This window comes from Viridibacillus arvi, assembly GCF_001274945.1.
Classification (GTDB): Bacteria; Bacillota; Bacilli; order Bacillales_A; family Planococcaceae; genus Viridibacillus; species Viridibacillus arvi.
On sequence record NZ_LILB01000005.1, the window covers coordinates 1,311,821 to 1,331,837 of the forward strand.

Annotated in this window: 18 protein-coding genes; 1 reads left to right on the forward strand and 17 read right to left on the reverse strand. The window is 37.7% G+C overall.

Annotation, left to right across the window (positions count from 1 at the left end; genetic code table 11):
• Positions 1–95: 95 nt before the first annotated feature.
• The 13 genes from AMD00_RS15485 to AMD00_RS15545 all read right to left on the reverse strand — a co-directional run bounded on the left by AMD00_RS15485 (position 96) and on the right by AMD00_RS15545 (position 11,887).
• Positions 96–1,142, reverse strand: a complete 1,047-nt coding sequence (locus AMD00_RS15485) for an L-threonylcarbamoyladenylate synthase (protein ID WP_053417897.1) — start codon at positions 1,140–1,142, stop codon at positions 96–98.
• Positions 1,143–1,245: 103 nt separating this feature from the next.
• The gene (locus AMD00_RS15490; protein WP_053417898.1) at positions 1,246–1,842 is read right to left on the reverse strand and encodes a stage II sporulation protein R; all 597 of its coding nucleotides are present in this window, start codon (positions 1,840–1,842) and stop codon (positions 1,246–1,248) included.
• 43 nt (positions 1,843–1,885) lie between these two features.
• Complete coding sequence (gene prmC, locus AMD00_RS15495; RefSeq protein WP_053417899.1) at positions 1,886–2,743, reverse strand: peptide chain release factor N(5)-glutamine methyltransferase; 858 nt, start codon at positions 2,741–2,743, stop codon at positions 1,886–1,888.
• 1 nt (position 2,744) lies between these two features.
• Positions 2,745–3,815 (reverse strand): peptide chain release factor 1, encoded by a 1,071-nt coding sequence (gene prfA / locus AMD00_RS15500; RefSeq protein WP_053417900.1) that lies wholly within the window; start codon positions 3,813–3,815, stop codon positions 2,745–2,747.
• Between the two features lie 129 nt (positions 3,816–3,944).
• Positions 3,945–4,679 carry an N-acetylmuramoyl-L-alanine amidase family protein gene (locus AMD00_RS15505; protein WP_053417901.1) on the reverse strand — a complete coding sequence of 245 codons (735 nt, stop codon included), beginning with the start codon at positions 4,677–4,679 and terminating at the stop codon, positions 3,945–3,947.
• Positions 4,680–4,823: 144 nt separating this feature from the next.
• On the reverse strand, positions 4,824–5,417 hold the full coding sequence (locus AMD00_RS15510) for a thymidine kinase (RefSeq protein WP_053417902.1): 594 nt from the start codon (positions 5,415–5,417) through the stop codon (positions 4,824–4,826).
• A gap of 220 nt (positions 5,418–5,637) precedes the next feature.
• The gene (gene rpmE, locus AMD00_RS15515; RefSeq protein ID WP_053417903.1) at positions 5,638–5,838 is read right to left on the reverse strand and encodes a 50S ribosomal protein L31; all 201 of its coding nucleotides are present in this window, start codon (positions 5,836–5,838) and stop codon (positions 5,638–5,640) included.
• A gap of 192 nt (positions 5,839–6,030) precedes the next feature.
• Positions 6,031–7,314: a transcription termination factor Rho gene (rho, locus tag AMD00_RS15520; protein ID WP_053418324.1), complete on the reverse strand. Its 1,284-nt coding sequence runs from the start codon at positions 7,312–7,314 to the stop codon at positions 6,031–6,033.
• Positions 7,315–7,451: 137 nt separating this feature from the next.
• Positions 7,452–8,420 carry a class II fructose-bisphosphatase gene (glpX, locus tag AMD00_RS15525; protein WP_038180073.1) on the reverse strand — a complete coding sequence of 323 codons (969 nt, stop codon included), beginning with the start codon at positions 8,418–8,420 and terminating at the stop codon, positions 7,452–7,454.
• A gap of 103 nt (positions 8,421–8,523) precedes the next feature.
• The gene (locus AMD00_RS15530) at positions 8,524–9,810 is read right to left on the reverse strand and encodes a UDP-N-acetylglucosamine 1-carboxyvinyltransferase (protein WP_053417904.1); all 1,287 of its coding nucleotides are present in this window, start codon (positions 9,808–9,810) and stop codon (positions 8,524–8,526) included.
• 36 nt (positions 9,811–9,846) lie between these two features.
• Positions 9,847–10,494: a fructose-6-phosphate aldolase gene (gene fsa / locus AMD00_RS15535; RefSeq protein WP_053417905.1), complete on the reverse strand. Its 648-nt coding sequence runs from the start codon at positions 10,492–10,494 to the stop codon at positions 9,847–9,849.
• 82 nt (positions 10,495–10,576) lie between these two features.
• Positions 10,577–11,431, reverse strand: coding sequence for a class II fructose-bisphosphate aldolase (locus tag AMD00_RS15540; protein WP_038180079.1), 855 nt, complete (start codon positions 11,429–11,431; stop codon positions 10,577–10,579).
• Between the two features lie 96 nt (positions 11,432–11,527).
• Positions 11,528–11,887: a response regulator gene (locus AMD00_RS15545; protein ID WP_038180081.1), complete on the reverse strand. Its 360-nt coding sequence runs from the start codon at positions 11,885–11,887 to the stop codon at positions 11,528–11,530.
• A gap of 139 nt (positions 11,888–12,026) precedes the next feature.
• Between AMD00_RS15545 and AMD00_RS15550 the strand changes: the two genes are divergently transcribed.
• A complete protein-coding gene (locus tag AMD00_RS15550; RefSeq protein WP_053417906.1) occupies positions 12,027–12,545 on the forward strand; it encodes a DUF2529 family protein in 519 nt (172 codons plus the stop codon).
• A 291-nt stretch (positions 12,546–12,836) separates the two neighbouring features.
• On the opposite strand, the gene AMD00_RS15555 is transcribed toward AMD00_RS15550, so the two are convergent.
• The 4 genes from AMD00_RS15555 to AMD00_RS15570 all read right to left on the reverse strand — a co-directional run bounded on the left by AMD00_RS15555 (position 12,837) and on the right by AMD00_RS15570 (position 20,016).
• Positions 12,837–14,429, reverse strand: coding sequence for a CTP synthase (locus AMD00_RS15555; RefSeq protein ID WP_053417907.1), 1,593 nt, complete (start codon positions 14,427–14,429; stop codon positions 12,837–12,839).
• A gap of 153 nt (positions 14,430–14,582) precedes the next feature.
• Positions 14,583–15,134 carry a DNA-directed RNA polymerase subunit delta gene (gene rpoE / locus AMD00_RS15560; protein WP_053417908.1) on the reverse strand — a complete coding sequence of 184 codons (552 nt, stop codon included), beginning with the start codon at positions 15,132–15,134 and terminating at the stop codon, positions 14,583–14,585.
• 853 nt (positions 15,135–15,987) lie between these two features.
• A complete protein-coding gene (icmF, locus tag AMD00_RS15565) occupies positions 15,988–19,236 on the reverse strand; it encodes a fused isobutyryl-CoA mutase/GTPase IcmF (RefSeq protein WP_053417909.1) in 3,249 nt (1,082 codons plus the stop codon).
• 147 nt (positions 19,237–19,383) lie between these two features.
• The gene (locus AMD00_RS15570; protein WP_053417910.1) at positions 19,384–20,016 is read right to left on the reverse strand and encodes a TetR/AcrR family transcriptional regulator; all 633 of its coding nucleotides are present in this window, start codon (positions 20,014–20,016) and stop codon (positions 19,384–19,386) included.
• Position 20,017: the final 1 nt, after the last annotated feature.

Genomic DNA, 20,017 nt, shown 5'->3' on the forward strand with positions numbered 1-20,017 from the left:
TCAATATACAAAAAGCTGTTCTCCCTTTTATATAGAAAGAACAGCTTAATATCAGAAATTATTTAATAGTTTCCACTAGATAAATTCGCCCTCAGTTAAATCTGAATATCTGCTGAATACCATTTACCTCCTGCTGACTTCTCGAGGCGATTCATAATTGCTGCACCGACACCTTCTGTTGAAGTAGTTGTAGCAAGAACAAGATCCGCTGTTGTTGCATCGCAAGAGCGTAAAGCATGATATAGATTAACTGCCATCTCTTCATTTGTATCCTTTTGACCAAGTGTAAAAAACCAATCAGCTGCTAGGTGGCTTAAATTTTCTGGGGCTAGTAACGCCACCTTAAGTCCTTTTTGATGTAGAGTCTCAAGAGCCATAGCAATTGTTTTTTCTTCCTTATCGATCAAATAGACGGGAGCATTTGGAGCGTAGTGAGTATACTTCATGCCCGGTGCTTTTGGTGCTTTGCCACTATTTTGTTCTGTATGCGACGGTTGGGAAACCGGACCAACAACAGCTTCTAACATTTCTTTCGTGACGCCACCTGGACGTAAAATAACAGGCATGTCTAATGTAAGATCTAGTACAGTTGACTCAACACCAATTCCTGTAATGCCTCCATCCAAAATCAGAGGGATACTTCCATTTAAGTCTTCTTCAACATGGATACCTTCTGTCGGACTAGGCTTACCACTCCTATTCGCGCTTGGAGCAGCTACTGGCTTCCTTAATTGTCGGAGTAATTGTAATGCAACTGCATGATCAGGCATACGAATCCCCACTGTATCCAAGTTAGCTGTAACACTAGTAGCAAGTACATTTGGTTTCGCTTTGAAAATCATCGTTAGAGGACCTGGCCAAAACGCTTCCATACAAAGTTTTGCTTTTTGCGAAATATGGTCGACGTAATTTTCTAGTTCTTCGAAAGTACCAATATGAACGATAAGTGGATTATCGGAAGGCCGACCTTTTGCCGCAAAAATTTTCTTTACGGCTTCTTCATCCGTAGCAACTGCACCTAAACCATATACAGTTTCCGTGGGAAAAGCGACTACCTCTCCATTATTTAACAAATCCACAGCTTGTGCATAACTTTTTCCATTATCCACATTTATGTCCACATTTAGACGTTTAGTTTCCATCTCTGTATCTCCCTTCAACCAAGAGTTTTCAGAAAGTTATACACAATTTGTTGATAACTTTGTGTATATTGTGGACAATTTTACAAATATTGTGCATAACCTATTATGAGAAGATATCTTTTAACCATTCCCATATGAAAAACTTCTGTGTTTCCTCTTTTGTTTCTTCTGGTTTTTTTGGTTCTTCTTCGCGATAGCATACTTTTGGGAATAACGCGCACCACCAATTATCCCCCTTACCACTACCAATTGTCACGACAAGTGCATCATAGTAGTTTTGTGGATATAAAAATCCTTCATAGCGTTTAGCTGGGAATAATTCTTGTTTTCTAGAAACCTGTATCGATTGCTGACCGAATTTTGCTGATAATTTATTTTGAATTTCCTGCTCCACTACTGCTAGATTCTGTTCCATTTCCGTTCCATTTGTTTGGACAACTAGCTGTTTAATAATAGGTTCTATTTCTTTTAACATATCGTGTTTAATAAGCTGATCTTGTGTTGAGTTGCTATTTGCAACAATACGGAATCGCATTTGATCGGCATCTGCAATTGGTGAAGTACCCTGCGTAAACCACTGTGGTAGTAAAAATAAAAGTGTTTGTATAAAAAGCAGAGCTGCAATAAATTGTAGCACTGGAATCATTTTTGTTTTTGTTTCTTGTTTTGGCATTTTAATATTCTTGTAATCTGGTATCATCTTAATCCCTCCCTGTCACAAGGATAGACAGGGTTCAGATGTTTTATTCACTAATCTCGCAAAAAATCATTCTATCTTTTTGATTAATATCTTTTACTACTTCTACTTTGGCTTGTGGAAATTTTTCTTTGAAAAATTTCGCTACTGCCTCCCCTTGTTTATAACCAATCTCTACTCCAATAAAACTTGGTGTTTTCATAAGAGGTGGTAAGTTTTCAGCAAGCTTCCGGTACAGAACTAGTCCACTTTCTTCTGCAAATAATGCACTATGAGGCTCATGTTCTAAAACGATATCCGACATTTCCTTCGCTTCATCAAATGCTATATAAGGAGGATTAGATAACACAACATCCCATTGTTCTTGTACTAGAGGTGCTGTTAAATCTCCCTCTCTGAAAATTATTTCGGCATCTAATTGCTTAGCGTTATTCTTGGCTGTCGCAATTGCTGCAGGAGAAATATCCGTTGCGATTACAGTCGCTTGAGGTACTTCTTTTTTCATCGTTATAGCAATCGCGCCACTACCTGTTCCTATATCAGCTATTTGAATGGAAGCTGTAGATGAAAATAGTTTCTTTATGCGTTTTAGTGCTTCTACGATTAATTCTTCTGTTTCTGGACGAGGAATAAGGACTGATTCATCAACTTTAAATGTACGACCGTAAAACTCTTCTGAGCCTGTAATATACTGAACAGGACGGCCATTCTTATGTTCCTCAATCATGTCAAAATAGTTTTCCCACTGCGCATCCGTCATTTCATCTCGCATGATGATCATTAATCCTGTGTAGGATGTATTTAATGCATGCTGTAAAAGTAATCGTGCAGCTCCTTCTTCTCGACCATTTTCTTGTAAAAAAGAAGAAGCCCGGTTGAGGGCCTCATATACTTGTCTCGTCATATTAATCGTTTAGGCTTTCAAGTTTGTTTGCTTGTTCTTCTAAGATTAGTGCATCGAAGATTTCATCTATCTTACCTTCAATGATTTGATCAAGCTTTTGAATTGTTAAACCGATACGGTGATCAGTTACTCGGTTTTGTGGGAAATTATAAGTACGGATACGCTCTGAACGGTCACCTGTACCAACTGCAGATTTACGTTCCGCATTATATTCATCTTGCGCTTCTTGCTGTAATTTATCATATACACGAGCACGTAATACTTTCATTGCTTTATCACGGTTTTTTAATTGAGAACGCTCATCTTGCATTGCAACAACTACGCCTGTTGGAATATGTGTCATACGAACAGCTGATGCCGTTTTGTTGACGTGCTGTCCACCTGCTCCACTTGCGTGATAAATATCAACTCGGATATCTTTATCAGCTATATCTAACTCTACTTCTTCGGCTTCAGGCATTACAACTACAGTAGATGTTGACGTATGCACACGTCCTTGTGATTCTGTTTCTGGTACACGTTGTACACGGTGTGCGCCACTTTCGAATTTGAATTTTGAGTATGCGCCTTGTCCGTTAATCATGAAGACAATTTCTTTATAGCCACCAAGTTCTGTCGGGTTGGCATTCATAACTTCAATTTTCCAGCCTTGTGCTTCAGCATATCGACTATACATACGGAATAATGTATTTGCGAATAGAGCAGCTTCATCACCGCCAGCAGCACCGCGGATTTCCATAATAACGTTTTTACTGTCATTAGGATCTTTCGGAATTAACAAAAGACGTAGATGGTCTTCTAATTTTGTAATTTGTTCTTCTAATTCATTTACTTCTTCTTTTACTAACTCACGCATTTCAGGATCTAGTTTATCCTCAAACATTTCTTTTGCATCTTGATACTGTTGTTTCACTTCTTTATATTCTCTATAAACTTCTACTGTTTCACTAATATCAGACTGCTCTTTTGAAAACTTCGCTAGTTTTTTTGAGTCGTTGACTATCTCAGGGTCGCTAAGTAATTCATTTAATCGATCGTAACGATCTTCAACGGCTTGTAGGCGATCAAACATTTTTTTCACCTTGACCTTTCTTTTGGAAATTTATTTAAATCAACTTGTGATTAGCTATATGTCGAAATATGCTCCTTCAATAGTATAATGAAAAAGAGCAGCTATCGCTACTCTTTTGAGAATTGAACGTTATTTTTTCTTCATATATTGGTCAACGCCATCCGCTATACTATTTGTAAGACTTTTTAAATATAATGGATCCGCTAATTTTTTGTCCTCTTCTTTATTTGTCATGTAACCCAATTCTATCAACGCACCAGGTACCTTTGACCAATTCGCTCCTGATAAGTCATCTCGATAAATAATTCCTTTTATATCATTTACTTTTTTATTCTTTTCTATCTTTTGTATAATTTCATTAGAGATTACTAGACTCGCTTTATTGACACTCTTTGATATGTATGGATTTTTAGTTGATGGAGTTAAAATCGAAAATCCTTTTTCCTTTTTATTGATAGACCCGTCTGCGTGTATACGTAAAAAGAGGTCCGCATTGCTTTTATTAGCAATATTGGCACGTTCACGATTACTTATATTCACATTTTGTTTTGTACGTGTATAAATTACTTTGTAACCACGTTTTTTTAATGTATTGCCAAGCATTTTAGACGCTTCTAAAGTAAGAATAGATTCTTTTTTGTTTGTATAGGGACTGTGCGTACCATCCGTCACTTTATACTTTGTTTTAATTGCACCCGGTCCAATTGGTTCAACATCAATATTTGCATATTGCTGATGGCCAGGATCGATGACTATTATTTTCTTGCTAGATTTCTTTAATGCTGGTTTTGCTGTTACTGAAACTGTTGAAAAAATAGTAATTAAGGCGAAAAACGAAAACAACATTAGTATTATCTTTTTCATATGTTCCCCTTCCCTATAATAGATTCACTAGATTTAATACTAGCATACCTCAATATTATCGAATCCAATTTTAGGTGAAATGATTATTAAATTTAATTAAATCCCATTTAAAACATAAAAAAAAGAGCAGCCTTCAAGCTACTCTTACTGAGAAATTGATTTCCCTACTGGTACTACATGGTGATGTCTACAGCGAGGTTCATACGCTTCAGATGCACCTACTAATATTACCGGGTCATCGATTCCTGCAGGTTGTCCATTAATTAAGCGCTGTGTACGACTCGATGGCGATCCACATACACTACATACTGCTTGTAATTTTGTTACAAGCTCTGCGATTGCCATTAACTTCGGCATCGGACCGAATGGAACTCCTTTGAAATCCTGATCAAGTCCCGCTAATATTACGCGGAATCCGTGATTAGCTAATTGCTGAACGATTTCTACAATATCATCTTCAAAAAATTGTGCTTCATCGATCGCAATTACATCGAAATCATCTGAAATATGATCCCATATTTCTTTAGGTGATTTGATAGGTCTTGCTATTACCGTTGTGCCATTATGACTTACAACTGCTTCTTCACTATAACGATTATCAATTTCAGGCTTAAAAACTGCAATTTTCTGCTTTGCAAATTGAGATCTACGAACACGGCGAATTAGTTCTTCAGATTTTCCCGAAAACATACTTCCGCATATTACTTCAATCCAACCATTTTGAGTCATTACGTACATGAATTAGACTCCTTTCAACACTTATATCCATCATCATAACGAAAAAATAAAGAGAATACTTCCCTTTTTTTTATATAAAAACTATGTTATGTAATCCATTTACACAGCTTTTTATTTTAAACGAACGAGCTTTATACTACACGAAAAAGCATTTTGGCGCAAGAAAAATACCTGCCTAGCAATTACTTGCCGGGCAGGTATTTTGTATATACGGGTTAAATTATTTAATACCGTATTTTTTGTTGAAACGATCAACACGTCCGTCAGCAGACGCGAATTTTTGACGGCCAGTATAGAATGGGTGACATTCGTTGCAGAATTCTACTACGATTTTTTCTTTTACTGAACCAGTTGTGAAAGTGTTACCACAAGAGCAGCTTACTGTTGCTTCTTTGTGATCTGGATGAATACCTTGTTTCATGTGTATGATCTCCTTTCGCCCTGAACCATCTGGAACAGAGTATTTCGAACTGTTGCCTTACACGACCCAGATTAGTTTGCCGCATATGCAACACGTTTATTGCAATACTTTATGAAGTATATCAAAAACTATACAGTGTTGCAAGTAAATAAATTATATGAATTTAATTTTTAGTAGAAAATCACTTTGCTTTTACAGTAATCCTTTACCGTTTCGAGCAGCTTTCATATCTGAATTTAGCTGTTCAAAAAACTCATCATTCGTTTTTGTTTGACGTAATTTTTTAAGGAATCGTTCTGCAAAATCTGATGAATCTGAGAATGTTTTACGAATCGCCCACAGTTTATCAAGTTGGTCTTTTGGAATTAGTAGTTCTTCTTTACGAGTTCCTGAACGACGAATGTCGATAGCTGGGAAGATACGACGTTCTGCTAGACTACGGTCTAAATGAAGCTCTAAGTTACCTGTCCCTTTGAATTCTTCATAAATTACTTCATCCATACGAGAGCCTGTATCGATTAATGCAGTAGCTAATATTGTTAAACTACCACCTTCTTCAATATTACGCGCCGCACCAAAGAAGCGTTTTGGACGGTGGAATGCAGCAGGATCAATACCACCTGATAAAGTTCGTCCACTTGGAGGAATAACAAGGTTATACGCACGCGCAAGTCGAGTAATAGAGTCCATTAAGATAATAACATCACGCTTATGCTCTACTAATCGCATAGCACGTTCTAACACTAACTCTGCCACTTTAACATGATTTTCTGGTAATTCATCGAATGTTGAGCTAACAACGTCTGCTGCTACTGAGCGTTCAATATCCGTTACTTCCTCAGGTCGTTCATCTATTAAAAGTACAATAAGTTCAGATTCAGGATATTTCTCCGTAATTGCATTTGCAACTTCTTTTAAAAGTAATGTTTTACCCGCTTTTGGAGGAGCCACAATAAGTCCACGTTGACCAAAGCCTACTGGTGCCACTAAATCCATAATACGTGTAGATAATTTTGTTGTAGTTGTTTCCAGTTTAATATGACGATCCGGGTATAGTGGTGTCAATGCTGGGAAATGTACACGTTCTTTTGCAGTTTCAGGGTCTTCCCCATTGACTGCCTCAACATGTAACAAACCATAATAGCGTTCATTTTCTTTTGGCGGGCGCACTTTCCCCGTTACTTTATCACCATTACGTAGACTAAATCGACGGATTTGTGATGCTGAGATATAAATATCTTCAGAACTTGGTGAATAATTTATAGGTCTTAAGAAGCCAAAGCCCTCTTGTTGAATAATTTCAAGGACACCTTCCATGAAGAAGTAGCCTTCTTGTTCGGCTCTTGATTTTAAAATAGCAAAAATTAATTCTTTTTTTGTCAGCTTACTATAGTATGAAATTTTATAATCTCTCGCAAGCGCATACAAATCTTTTAGTTTCATATCTTCAAGCTGAGAAATTGTCATTGTCGTCATAGACATAGCACCACTCTTATATAAGTTTTTTTGTATAGATGAATTTGGTCAACATAGATGTGTGAGAATTGCGAGTAAATGAATGAAATGTCCTTTAAGAAGATGCCCGGCATCTGCCGGGCAATTAATATTGAAGTTTAATATTCCATAAATAGATTTGGTTTTTTAGTTAAGCTATGGCGTCCTTCGATGAAACGAACAGTACCAGATTTAGCACGCATAACAACTGATTCAGTTGTACAGTGCCCACCTTTAAATTGAACACCTTTTAGTAACTCTCCATCTGTAACACCTGTTGCGGCGAAGATTGCATCGTCACCTTTAACAAGGTCATCCATATATAATACTTTATTAACTTCGATACCCATCTTTTTGCAACGTTCAATCTCTTCATCATTTGATGGAATTAATTTACCTTGGAACTCTCCACCAAGACATTTTAATGCTACTGCGGCAATTACACCTTCAGGAGCTCCACCCATTCCGAATAGAATATCTACGCCTGTTTCATCAAATGCTGTGTTAATTGCTGCTGCTACATCTCCATCAGAGATAAATTTAATACGAGCACCAGCATCACGAATTTGATCAACAATATGTTGGTGACGATCACGATTTAATAGAGTCGCTACTACGTCTTCAATATCTTTGTTTTTTGCTTTAGCTACTGCACGTAAGTTATCAATTACTGGTGCATTAATATCAATTTTCCCTGCTGCTTCTGGACCTACTGCAATCTTTTCCATGTACATATCAGGTGCATGAAGTAAGTTTCCGCGATCAGCTATTGCTAATACAGTTAGTGCGTTACCACTACCAGCTGCTACGATATTCGTCCCTTCTAGAGGATCTACGGCGATATCGACATGAGGTCCATTTTCATCATGACCTAATTGTTCACCAATATATAACATTGGTGCTTCGTCCATTTCACCTTCACCGATTACGACTGTTCCTTGCATAGGAATGGAATCAAATACTTGACGCATGGCTGTTGTTGCTGCGTCATCTGCTTCCATTTTCAATCCTCGGCCCATCCATCTTGCTGAGGCAATTGCTGCTGCTTCCGTAACACGTACTACTTCCATTGATAAACTGCGTTTCATTTTTAACTTATCCTCCCGCTTTCCAACACATTAAATGGTTGGAATCCTTTAAAACTAAATCTATTGTAGCACACAGATAATTCTGTGCGACTTTTTTTCAGTTTTATCTATTTGTGGCTATGTTTTCTTGTTCTGAGGGTAGCGACTCACGGCGAATATCTGCACCAAGAGCACGTAGCTTAGAAACCAATGAACTATAGCCTCTTTCTATGTGGTAAATGTCATGGATTTCTGTTTCGCCCTTAGCTAATAAGCCTGCAATGACCAGTGCTGCACCTGCTCTTAAATCTGTAGCAGTAACTGTAGCAGCTTCTAGTTTAGTCGAACCATTAATAATGGCTGTTCGTCCTTCTACTTTACCATTTGCTCCCATGCGAGCTATTTCATCAATATGTTTAAAACGGGCAGAATAAATTGTATCTGTCACGACTGATGAACCTTGAGATTGTGTTAATAATACAGTAAAGGGTTGTTGTAAATCTGTTGGGAATCCTGGATATACAAGAGTTTTCACATCAACTGCCTGAAGTTTTTCAACTTTAGGAATAATGATTCTCTCTTCTTCCTCAATAATTTTAACACCCATTTCTCGTAGTTTCGCTGTAACAGCTTCTACGTGTAAAGGAATTACATTATCGATTATAATACCATCACCAATTGCTGCGGCCATTATCATAAATGTACCAGCTTCTATTCTGTCTGGAATAATTGTATGATTTGTACCGTGTAGCTCTTCAACGCCATCAATACGAATAACGTTCGTACCTGCACCTTTAATTTTAGCTCCCATATTCGTTAGTAACGTGGCAACATCAATAATCTCAGGTTCTTTTGCAGCATTTTCAATGACTGTACGTCCTTTTGCTTTAACTGCTGCAAGCATGATATTAATAGTGGCCCCTACACTGCTAACATCTAAATAGATTTTAGCACCTACTAATTCATCAGCTCGCAAATAGATTGCACCATGCTCATTTGTTACTTTAGCGCCTAATGCTTCAAAGCCTTTAATATGTTGATCAATTGGGCGTGGTCCTAAATGACAACCACCTGGTAATCCAATAACAGCCTTTTTAAACCGTCCTAACATCGCTCCCATCATATAGTACGAAGCGCGAAGTTTTTTGACATTGCCATTTGGTAAAGGCATATCAACCATTCCTCGAGGATCAATAACCATATGACCGTCAGAAAATTGTACTTCTCCACCAATTTCTTCAAGTAAGGCTTTTAATGTTGTAACGTCTAGAATTTCTGGTAAGCCTTCGATTGTGACGGGTGAATTAGCCAATATGGATGCTGGAATTAAGGCTACAGCACTATTTTTAGCGCCGTTTACTTTGATCGTCCCTTGCAAACGCTTGTCGCCGTTAATTTTATAAACGTCCATGTGAATCTCCTTCATCTTCGGATATTTCTATTATTATTAACCGTTTTTCTTATTCCAATCCGCTAAGAAACCTTCAATTCCTTTATCAGTTAAAGGATGTTTGAATAATTGAGCTAAAACTTTAAATGGAGTTGTAGAAATATGTGCACCAGCAAGAGCCGCTTCTGTAATATGTTGTGGGTGACGAATTGAAGCCGCAATAATTTGCGTAGGGATTTCATGAATAGCGAAGATTTCAGCGATCTGGCGTACTAACTCAATACCATCTTGACCAAGATCATCTAAACGCCCTAAGAATGGAGATACGTAAGTTGCTCCTGCACGAGCTGCTAATAGTGCTTGGTTCGCACTAAAGATTAATGTTACGTTTGTTTTAATACCTTGTTTTGATAGTGTAGAACAAGCTGTTAAACCAGCTGGTGTCATTGGTAGTTTCACAGTAATATTAGGTGCAATTGCAGCAAGTTCAAGACCTTCTTTAATCATACCTTCTGCATCTAATGAAATTACTTCTCCACTAATAGAACCATCTACTAATTCCGCAATTTCACGTAGACGATCGTGGAATGAGATATTTTGTTCTTTTGCTACTAGTGACGGATTTGTTGTTACACCTGAGATAATACCCCAAGAATGCGCTTCTTTGATTTCTTCAAAGTTAGCTGTATCGATAAAAAATTTCATTATAATATCCCCCTGGATGATGGAAAATAGGAGAAGGGCCGATTAATTTAACCGAACACTTCTCCTCATTTCACCTGATTAATTATGCTTTTTGAGCACTTCCGAATTCGCGTATTTTGCCAATAACTGTCGCTTTAATAGCATCACGAGCTGGAATTAAATATTTACGTGGATCATATACTTTAGTGTCATTTGCTAATACTTCACGAACCGCTTTTGTAGCAGCGATTTGGTTTTCAGTATTAACGTTAATTTTAGCTGTTCCTAAAGAGATTGAACGTTGAATATCTTTTAAAGGAATACCCGTACCACCATGTAATACTAATGGTAAGTCAGCTAAGTTTGAGATTTCTTCCATTTCTTTAAAACCTAAGTTTGGCTCACCTTGATAAGGACCATGAACTGAACCTAATGCAGGTGCTAGGCAATCAATGTTTGTTGCTTCTACAAGTTTTTTACATTCTTGCGGATCTGCATACATGATGCCACCAATTACTCCATCTTCATCGCCACCAACTGTGCCGAGTTCTGCTTCCACAGAAACACCTCTAGCGTGTGCATATTCAACCACTTTAGAAGTGATTTCAACATTCTCTTCGAACGAATGGTGTGAAGCATCAATCATAACTGATGTGAAACCAGCATCAATTGCTTCCTTACATTTTTCAAAGCTTGAACCGTGGTCTAAGTGAATTGCTACTGGAACTGTGATCTTGTAGCTTTCGATCAGGCCTTTTACCATGTGGACTACGGCAATAAATCCTCCCATGTATTTCCCTGCACCTTCAGAAACACCTAAAATTACTGGTGATTTTTCTTCTTCTGCAGCAAGTAAAATAGCTTGAGTGAATTCAAGGTTATTGATGTTGAATTGACCAACTGCATAACCTTCTTTTTTACCTTTAATCAACATTTCTTTCATGGAAACCAAAGCCATTACAAATTCCTCCTCTAGTATGAATCGTGGTATTAAGGTTACTTAATATCATAACTCATAATATCAAAAACATACGTCGTTGACCACTGCTCACCATCAATCTTTTAATATTTTATTGACCACGTCTCGCACTTCGTAGATGTCGAATGGTTTTGTAAAGTAATGCTTAGCACCAAGAGCCTCAGCTTCTTTAATCAAATCCAATTCTCCATATGCTGTCATCATAAGTACAGGTAGGTCAGGTAATTGCTTATTTATACGTTTTAGTATTTCAATCCCATCCATACCAGGAATTTTCATATCTAATAAGACACAATCCATCATTATTTTATCTATATATTGCAATGCTTCAAGACCGTTAGCCGCTAGATATGTTTCATAGCCCTCTTTCTTGAACACTTCATTGAGTAGCAAGCGAATTCCTTGTTGGTCGTCTACTATAAGTATTTTTTTCACCTTTACCATACTCCCTTTTTTTATTCCCCCGTACGTATTATTCGATAATATACCTCATTTTCCCTTTTATTACATTAAAATAATTCATTTTGCATTTAAAATGAACAATTATTATAATAAAAGCCGTGAGGTGAATATTATGTTGAAAATGTTATCGACACAGCTCGGCGGTCTCTTACAAAGAATTTCCACTAGTCAAGAAGAAGCAATAGAGGAAACTGCTCGATTATTAGCGCAAGCAGGTATCGCCGAAGGAACGGTATATTTTGCTTGTTTTGATGAAATGCAAGCAATTGAAAATAATGCTTTGCACAGTGCAGAACCTTTTACAAAATTAAAACCTTGGTCTAAAGATACAAAATTAGTATCAACAGACCGTGTATGTATTTTCACTCGTCACGCAAACGATCCACAGGCTCTCGAATTGGCACATTCATTATACGATTTATTTATTCCATTTGCTGTAGTTGCAAGTGAAAAAGCTGAAGATATTGGCGAGATGGCTGATTTAGCTTATACCTATGTATCTCTGGGCATCAAAAAAGGGTTACTGCCAAATGATGCGGGTGAACGTATTGTGCTGCCATATAGTTTCGCCGCTATGTTTGTATATGAAGCTGTGAAAATGTCTTATGACGAAATGCTATCAAATGATTAGTAATAATCCAACTCTTTTTTTAGACCACTCTATAGGTTCTTGGAGTGGTTTTTTGATGTTTTTTAGTTAGCTGAATAGATTTTTCATTACTATTATAGTATGGTCTATTTTATTTATTTTCTACAAAAAAAGAGACTACTCTTCATTTAATCATGCGGAGTAGTCTCTTTGTATAAACCTTTTTATTTTGAGCTAGCGAACTTTGTATGTTAGTAACTCAATTATATCTGTAAAATCCGTTTCATACGATCCTTACAACGATATTCAAGTCTGGTTACGCAAAATCAGTATTTATTTTACTGCTGCTGCGATGAATTCTCTAAATAGTGGTTGTGGACGGTTCGGACGTGAGATAAATTCTGGGTGGAATTGAGATGCCACGAAGAATTTGTTCTCTGGAAATTCAACGATTTCAACTAAACGGCCATCTGGGCTTGTACCTGAGAAGACGAATCCTGCTGCTTCGAATGCTTCACGGTATTCGTTATTAAACTCATAACGATGACGATGACGTTCATAAACTATTTCTTCACCATATGCTTCCATAGCTTTAGAATCTGATTTTAATTTACATGGGAAAAGGCCTAAACGAAGTGTTCCACCTAAATCCTCCACGTCTTTTTGTTCTGGTAAAAGATCGATAATAGGGTATTTAGTATCTGCATCAAGTTCTGATGAGTGCGCGCCTTCTAAGTTTAGAACATTACGTGCAAATTCAACAGTTGCTAATTGCATACCTAAGCAAATACCTAAGAACGGTACATCATTTTCACGTGCATATTGAGTTGCAATGATTTTACCTTCAACACCACGGTCACCAAAGCCACCTGGTACAAGGATACCATCTGCATTTTTCAATAATTCTTCAACATTTTCAGCTGTAACATCTTCAGAATTGATCCAGTCTACATCAATATCTGCATCTACTGGGTATCCAGCATGTTTTAATGCTTCAACTACTGATAGATAAGCATCTTGTAATTCAACATATTTACCAACAAGTGCAATTTTCACTGTTTTAGATAAGTTTAATACACGATCTACTAACTCAGTCCATTCAGCCATATCAGCTTGAGGTGCAGTGATACCAAAGTGTTCAAGAACGATATCATCCATACCTTGTGCTTGTAGGTTTAATGGTACTTCATATAAATGTTTTGCATCTTGACATTCAATAACGTTACTTGCTTTTACGTCACAGAATAGAGCTAATTTCTCTTTCATTTCTTGTGGCACTTCTTGTTCTGTACGTACTACAAGAAGAGTTGGTTGAATACCTAGAGAACGCAATTCTTTTACAGAGTGTTGTGTTGGTTTTGTTTTTAATTCACCAGCTGCTTTGATGTAAGGAATTAAAGTACAGTGAATGTACATTACGTTTTCCCCACCAAGATCTGATTTCATTTGTCGAATAGCTTCTAGGAATGGTAGTGATTCGATATCACCTACTGTTCCGCCTACTTCTGTAATAACCACATCCGCGCTTGTTTCACGACCTGCACGTTGGATACGCTCTTTAATTTCGTTTGTAATATGTGGAATAACTTGTACAGTTCCACCGTTATAATCTCCACGACGTTCTTTTCTCAAAACAGAAGAGTAAACACGTCCAGAAGTTACTGTACTGTGTTTTCCTAAGTTAATATCGATGAAACGTTCATAGTGACCTAAATCTAAATCTGCCTCTGCGCCATCATCTGTTACGAAAACTTCCCCGTGTTGATACGGGCTCATTGTACCCGGGTCAAGATTGATGTATGGGTCAAATTTTTGGATTGTTACTTCTAATCCACGGTTCTTCAATAAACGTCCAAGTGATGCAGCTGTAATACCTTTACCAAGTGATGATACAACCCCACCTGTTACGAAAATATATTTGGTCAAAGCCAATTCCTCCTTTAAATTAAACACTTATAAAAAAAATAAAAAACGCTCCTCCCGCATAATATGCAGGGGGAGCGTATAAATTATACGGTCATTCTCCTTTTAAGGAGCCCAAGTAAAAGATTATATGGAACTCAGCTAGAAGTCAAGAAATTATTCTTCTTCCTCTTCTTCTAACTCATCATCTTCTTCGTCAATTTCGAATTCATCTTCTTCTTCAAGCAAGTCTTCATCAAGGTCTTCATCGATATCATCGATTGCAACATCTTCGAATTCTTCCTCTTCTTCATCTTCTTCTGTTGGATCTTCAACGAATTCATCGAAGTTTTCATCGAAGTCTAATTCTTCTTCTTCAAGTTCAAGTTCATCTTCATCGTCAACTACAGCTTTAGCTTTTTTCTTGCGGACTTTTACTGTTGGTGCTGTTTCTTCTTCGATTTGTTCGATAGCATACCACTCGCGAAGTCCCCAACGGTTTTCACCTAGTACAATAAAGCGACCTTCAATGTTAAGGTCTGTATAAAATTGTTGCAAGCGCTCTTTTACTTCTGCATCAGTACAACCTTTTATTGTTTGGATTTCTTTCATCAGTTCTGGGAAAGTTAATGGTTGTTTTTTTGAATCTAAAATTCCGTATGCTAAATCGATAAACGATTCTTCTGATAGTTGTTCTTTTGTCATTTCACGAAAGTTCAAATCGTGCACGTCCCTTCTTAATACATAAACATAATATCCATTATATACAATCTTTCTTTGATTACGCCACAATCAATTATTCTTTTTTTGATTTCTCAATTGTCGATACCCAATAGCAAAAAGATATATGGAAAAAATAAGGATGGGGATGGCCCCTAATTGCTTGTTATACAAAAAGAATATAAGTACCAGGCAAATTATAATAAATAGATAATGTAGTAGGCTTTTCATATAAACAAGAACTCCTTAAAATTTGTTTTACTACTTATTATACAAAAAATAAAAATGAAGGGGCTAATGAAATGATTAGTTCCTTCATTTTTTATTTTCCACTAATTTTTATCACTTAGAAGTTTGGGCTAACAGGATGTTAGTCAGGCAACCGTTGCGACAGGACGTCGCGTACTTAGGTTGCCTTCCTAAAGTGAAGTATCCAGCTTCAGCGGCCAGCCCCTCGAGGTCACTTCAGTCTCTCGGTCAAAAGCTGAAGTGATGCTTTTGATTCGAGCCTTCCAGTGCTTGTCAGGGCTGAGCGGGCCGCTTCAGCATTTAATTGTATCCAGCTTCTGGCGATAGCTGTTCGGGTCGTTTCGGTCGGGCGCTCAAAGTCAAAAAGCGACTTTGGCTTCCGCCCTCCAACGACCTCACAGCTTTACGAGCGCCATGGGCTAACAGGATGTTAGTCAGGCAACCTTTGCGACAGGACGTCGCGTACTTAGGTTGCCTTCCTAAAGTGAAGTATCCAGCTTCAGCGGCCAGCCCCTCGAGGTCACTTCAGTCTCTCGGTCAAAAGCTGAAGTGATGCTTTTGATTCGAGCCTTCCAGTGCTTGTCAGGGCTGAGCGGGCCGCTTCAGCATTTAATCACATATTCCTTCTGTATTGTCCGCCTACTTGGTATAGGGCGTTGGTGATTTGGCCTAGACTTGCGTATTTTACTGTTTCCATTAGTTCTGCAAATATGTTGCCTCCTGTTACTGCTACTTCTTTTAGTTTTTGAATAGCGCCTTCAGCTTCATCTGCATGTTTTGCTTGGAATTTTTGTAGATTTTGAATTTGTGTTTCTTTTTCTTCTTGTGATGCTCTGGCAATTTCCATACTATCGATTGCTTCTGATGAAGGTGGATTTGGGTTCAAGTATGTGTTAACACCAATGATTGGTAATTCACCTGAGTGTTTTAGCATTTCATAGTACATGGATTCTTCTTGAATCTTACCACGTTGATATTGGGTTTCCATCGCTCCAAGAACTCCGCCTCTATCATTAATTCGATCGAATTCTTCCAATACTGCATTTTCAACAAGATCAGTTAGTTCTTCGATTATGAATGCACCTTGTAGTGGGTTTTCATTTTTTGTTAGCCCGTGTTCTTTTGTAATGATCATTTGAATAGCCATTGCTCGACGAACAGATTCTTCTGTTGGTGTTGTAATCGCTTCATCATATGCATTCGTGTGTAATGAATTACAGTTATCATGCAATGCCATCAATGCTTGTAATGTTGTACGAATATCGTTAAAGTCGATTTCTTGAGCGTGTAAGCTACGACCAGAAGTTTGGATATGGTATTTTAGCTTCTGACTACGTTCATTTGCGCCGTATTTATCACGCATAACAATCGACCAAATACGACGGGCTACTCGACCGATTACTGTATATTCTGGGTCTAAACCATTGGAGAAGAAGAACGATAGATTCGGTGCGAAATCATCAATATTCATTCCTCGACTTAAATAGTATTCCACATAAGTGAAACCATTAGCCAAAGTAAATGCTAGTTGTGAAATTGGGTTCGCACCTGCTTCTGCAATATGATATCCAGAAATCGATACAGAATAATAGTTACGTACTTTTTGGTCGATGAAATATTGTTGAATATCCCCCATCATACGTAATGCGAATTCTGTAGAGAAAATACAAGTATTTTGTCCCTGATCTTCTTTTAAAATGTCAGCCTGCACTGTACCGCGCACAACTTGAAGGGTTTTTTCACGAACATCAGTGAATTCTTCTACAGTTAAACAGCGTCCTAATTTACCTTCTTGTATTTTCACTTGTTGATCAACAGCTGTGTTCATGAACATTGCTAAAATAATCGGAGCTGGTCCATTAATTGTCATCGACACAGATGTAGAAGGTGCACATAGATCAAAGCCATCATAAAGCTTCTTCATATCTTCTAGTGTACAAATACTAACTCCTGATTCGCCGACTTTACCGTAAATATCTGGACGGTAATCTGGATCTTCACCGTACAACGTTACAGAGTCAAATGCAGTTGATAGGCGTTTTGCATCATCATCTTTAGATAAGTAATGGAAGCGTCTATTTGTACGTTCTGGTGTCCCTTCGCCAGCAAATTGGCGTTTCGGATCTTCACCTTCGCGTTTGAAAGGGAAAACTCCTGCCGTATATGGGAATGAACCAGGTACATTTTCTTTATATACCCAACGTAATATCTCTCCGTAATCTACAAATTTCGGCAACACTACTTTTGGAATTTTTAAACCAGCTAGGCTAGTAGTTGTCAAAATTGTACGGATTTCTTTATCACGTACTTTTGTAACAAATTCATCTCCTGAGTATGCTTCCTTAAGCATTTTCCAATTCGCTAGAATGTTCTTTGATTCTGCTGTTAATTGATTTTTAATATCCTCAACTAATGAAGTGAGTGATGCAATTAATGCATCGTCTGGTGCTTTCTCCTGAACAGTTGTAATTGCCCCTTCTAATTGGAATAGCATACGGGCAAATTCAACTTGCTGTTCAGACTTTTTATGGTAATTACGAATAGCATCTGTAATTTCACGTAAGTAGTAACGTCGATCATTTGGAATGATGACATCTTGCTTTTGAGTTTTCACAAAATGTTCGTAAGATGTTACCCAATCAAGACCACATTTTTCGTTAATAACTTGAACTAGCTCTGCGAATAAAGAATTTGTCCCTTTGTCATTAAACTGGCTAGCAATTGTACCAAATACAGGCATTTCTTCTAGGTTTTTTGTCCATAGTTCATGGCTACGTTGGTATTGTTTCTGTACTTGTCGAAGCGCATCTTCTGACCCTTTTCGTTCGAACTTGTTAATGACAATTAGATCAGCAAAGTCAATCATATCAATTTTCTCAAGCTGCGTCGGTGCACCAAATTCACTTGTCATAACATACATGGACAAATCAGAAATTTTTGTAATAGCAGCATCCCCTTGACCGATACCACTTGTTTCAACAACGATTAGATCATATCCCGCTACCTTCACAACATCTAATACGTCAGCAATTGCATCTGAAAGCTCCGAGTGGGATCCTCGTGTTGCAAGACTACGCATATAAACGCGATTATTAAATATTGCATTCATACGAATACGGTCTCCAAGTAGTGCCCCACCCGTTTTCTGCTTCGTTGGATCAATTGATAGAATAGCAACTTTTTTATCCGGGAATTCCTGCAAAAATCGACGAATCAATTCATCAGTTAATGAACTTTTCCCGGCCCCACCTGTACCAGTAATACCGAGTACAGGTGTATTTTTTGATAAACTCCGTGCTTTTTCTAGGAAGTCTGTCAGCTCACCATCTTTTGCTTCTTCAGCTGCAGTGATAAGTTGTGCTATTACTTCAGGTTGTTCCGTCGATAATGTATCTAATTTACTAATTAAGTCCTCTTTAATCGTAGTAAAGTCACTTTTTTCAATCATTTTATTAATCATGCCTTGTAATCCCAGTTCACGACCATCTTCAGGTGAAAATAGCCCTGCAATACCATACTCATGTAGTTCCTTAATTTCACGCGGTAAGATTACTCCTCCACCACCGCCGAAAATACCGATATGTGGAGCACCTTTTTCTCTAAACAGATCTTGCATGTATTTAAAATATTCAACGTGCCCCCCTTGATAAGAAGAAATCGCTACCCCTTGCGCATCTTCTTGGATTGCTGCGTTGACTACCTCTTCAACTGAGCGGTTATGTCCGAGATGAATAACTTCGACGCCACTTGATTGTAAAATACGACGCATAATATTAACCGATGCATCATGGCCGTCAAAAAGACTAGATGCCGTGACAAATCTTACGTGATTTTTTGGACGATACACTGTTGCTTGAACCATATATAAGCTCCCCCTTGTTATGAACGAAAAACTAAGTTGTTTTTCTTACCATTTCCCTGAAATGATTGAAACAAAAAATATGCAAGGCTCTAGAAACTAAAACTATTTGAAAAGTTTGAGTTTTCGCACCTTGCACTCAGCGTAGAGTTACTTCTTCAAAATACCATTTAAGAAAATAGTCGTTTGCATATCGATATAATCATCAATTGTATAATTTCTTCTGAAAGCCCATCGTCTAAATGCCCACGTTTGGCCTTGCACAACGATATCATTTGCTAAAAGGTTGATTTCTTTTTCTGATAGAGACAGTTCCCCAGACTGTACGCAACCAGCTAATAGATTCTCAAATAACCCCACCATCTCAAGTTCCTTTGTTAAAACGTAACGCAAAGCATCTTTTGGTAAAGATTTAGACTCCTGGTACATGACAAGAATTTCATCTGACATGGAATCTATAAGTAAAAAGTATTGGCGTATAGATGCTTTTAACCCTGCTATTGTACCTTCTTCCGTCGGTAAACTTGCTAACCTTAAACTTACTTCACGATAAATATTGTCACAAACTAGATATAGTACATCTTCTTTTGTTCGAATATATTCATAAAGCGTTCCTATACTAAAGCCAGCTTCTTTAGCAATTTCTCGAGTCGTCGTACGGTGAAACCCTTTTAGCTTAAACAATTTAACCGCGCCATGAATCATCTCATTCCGGCGCTTCTCTATCAGGCTTTCATCTTTAACCGACGATTCTACTTGTCTCTTATTTTGTCTTTTCACCATA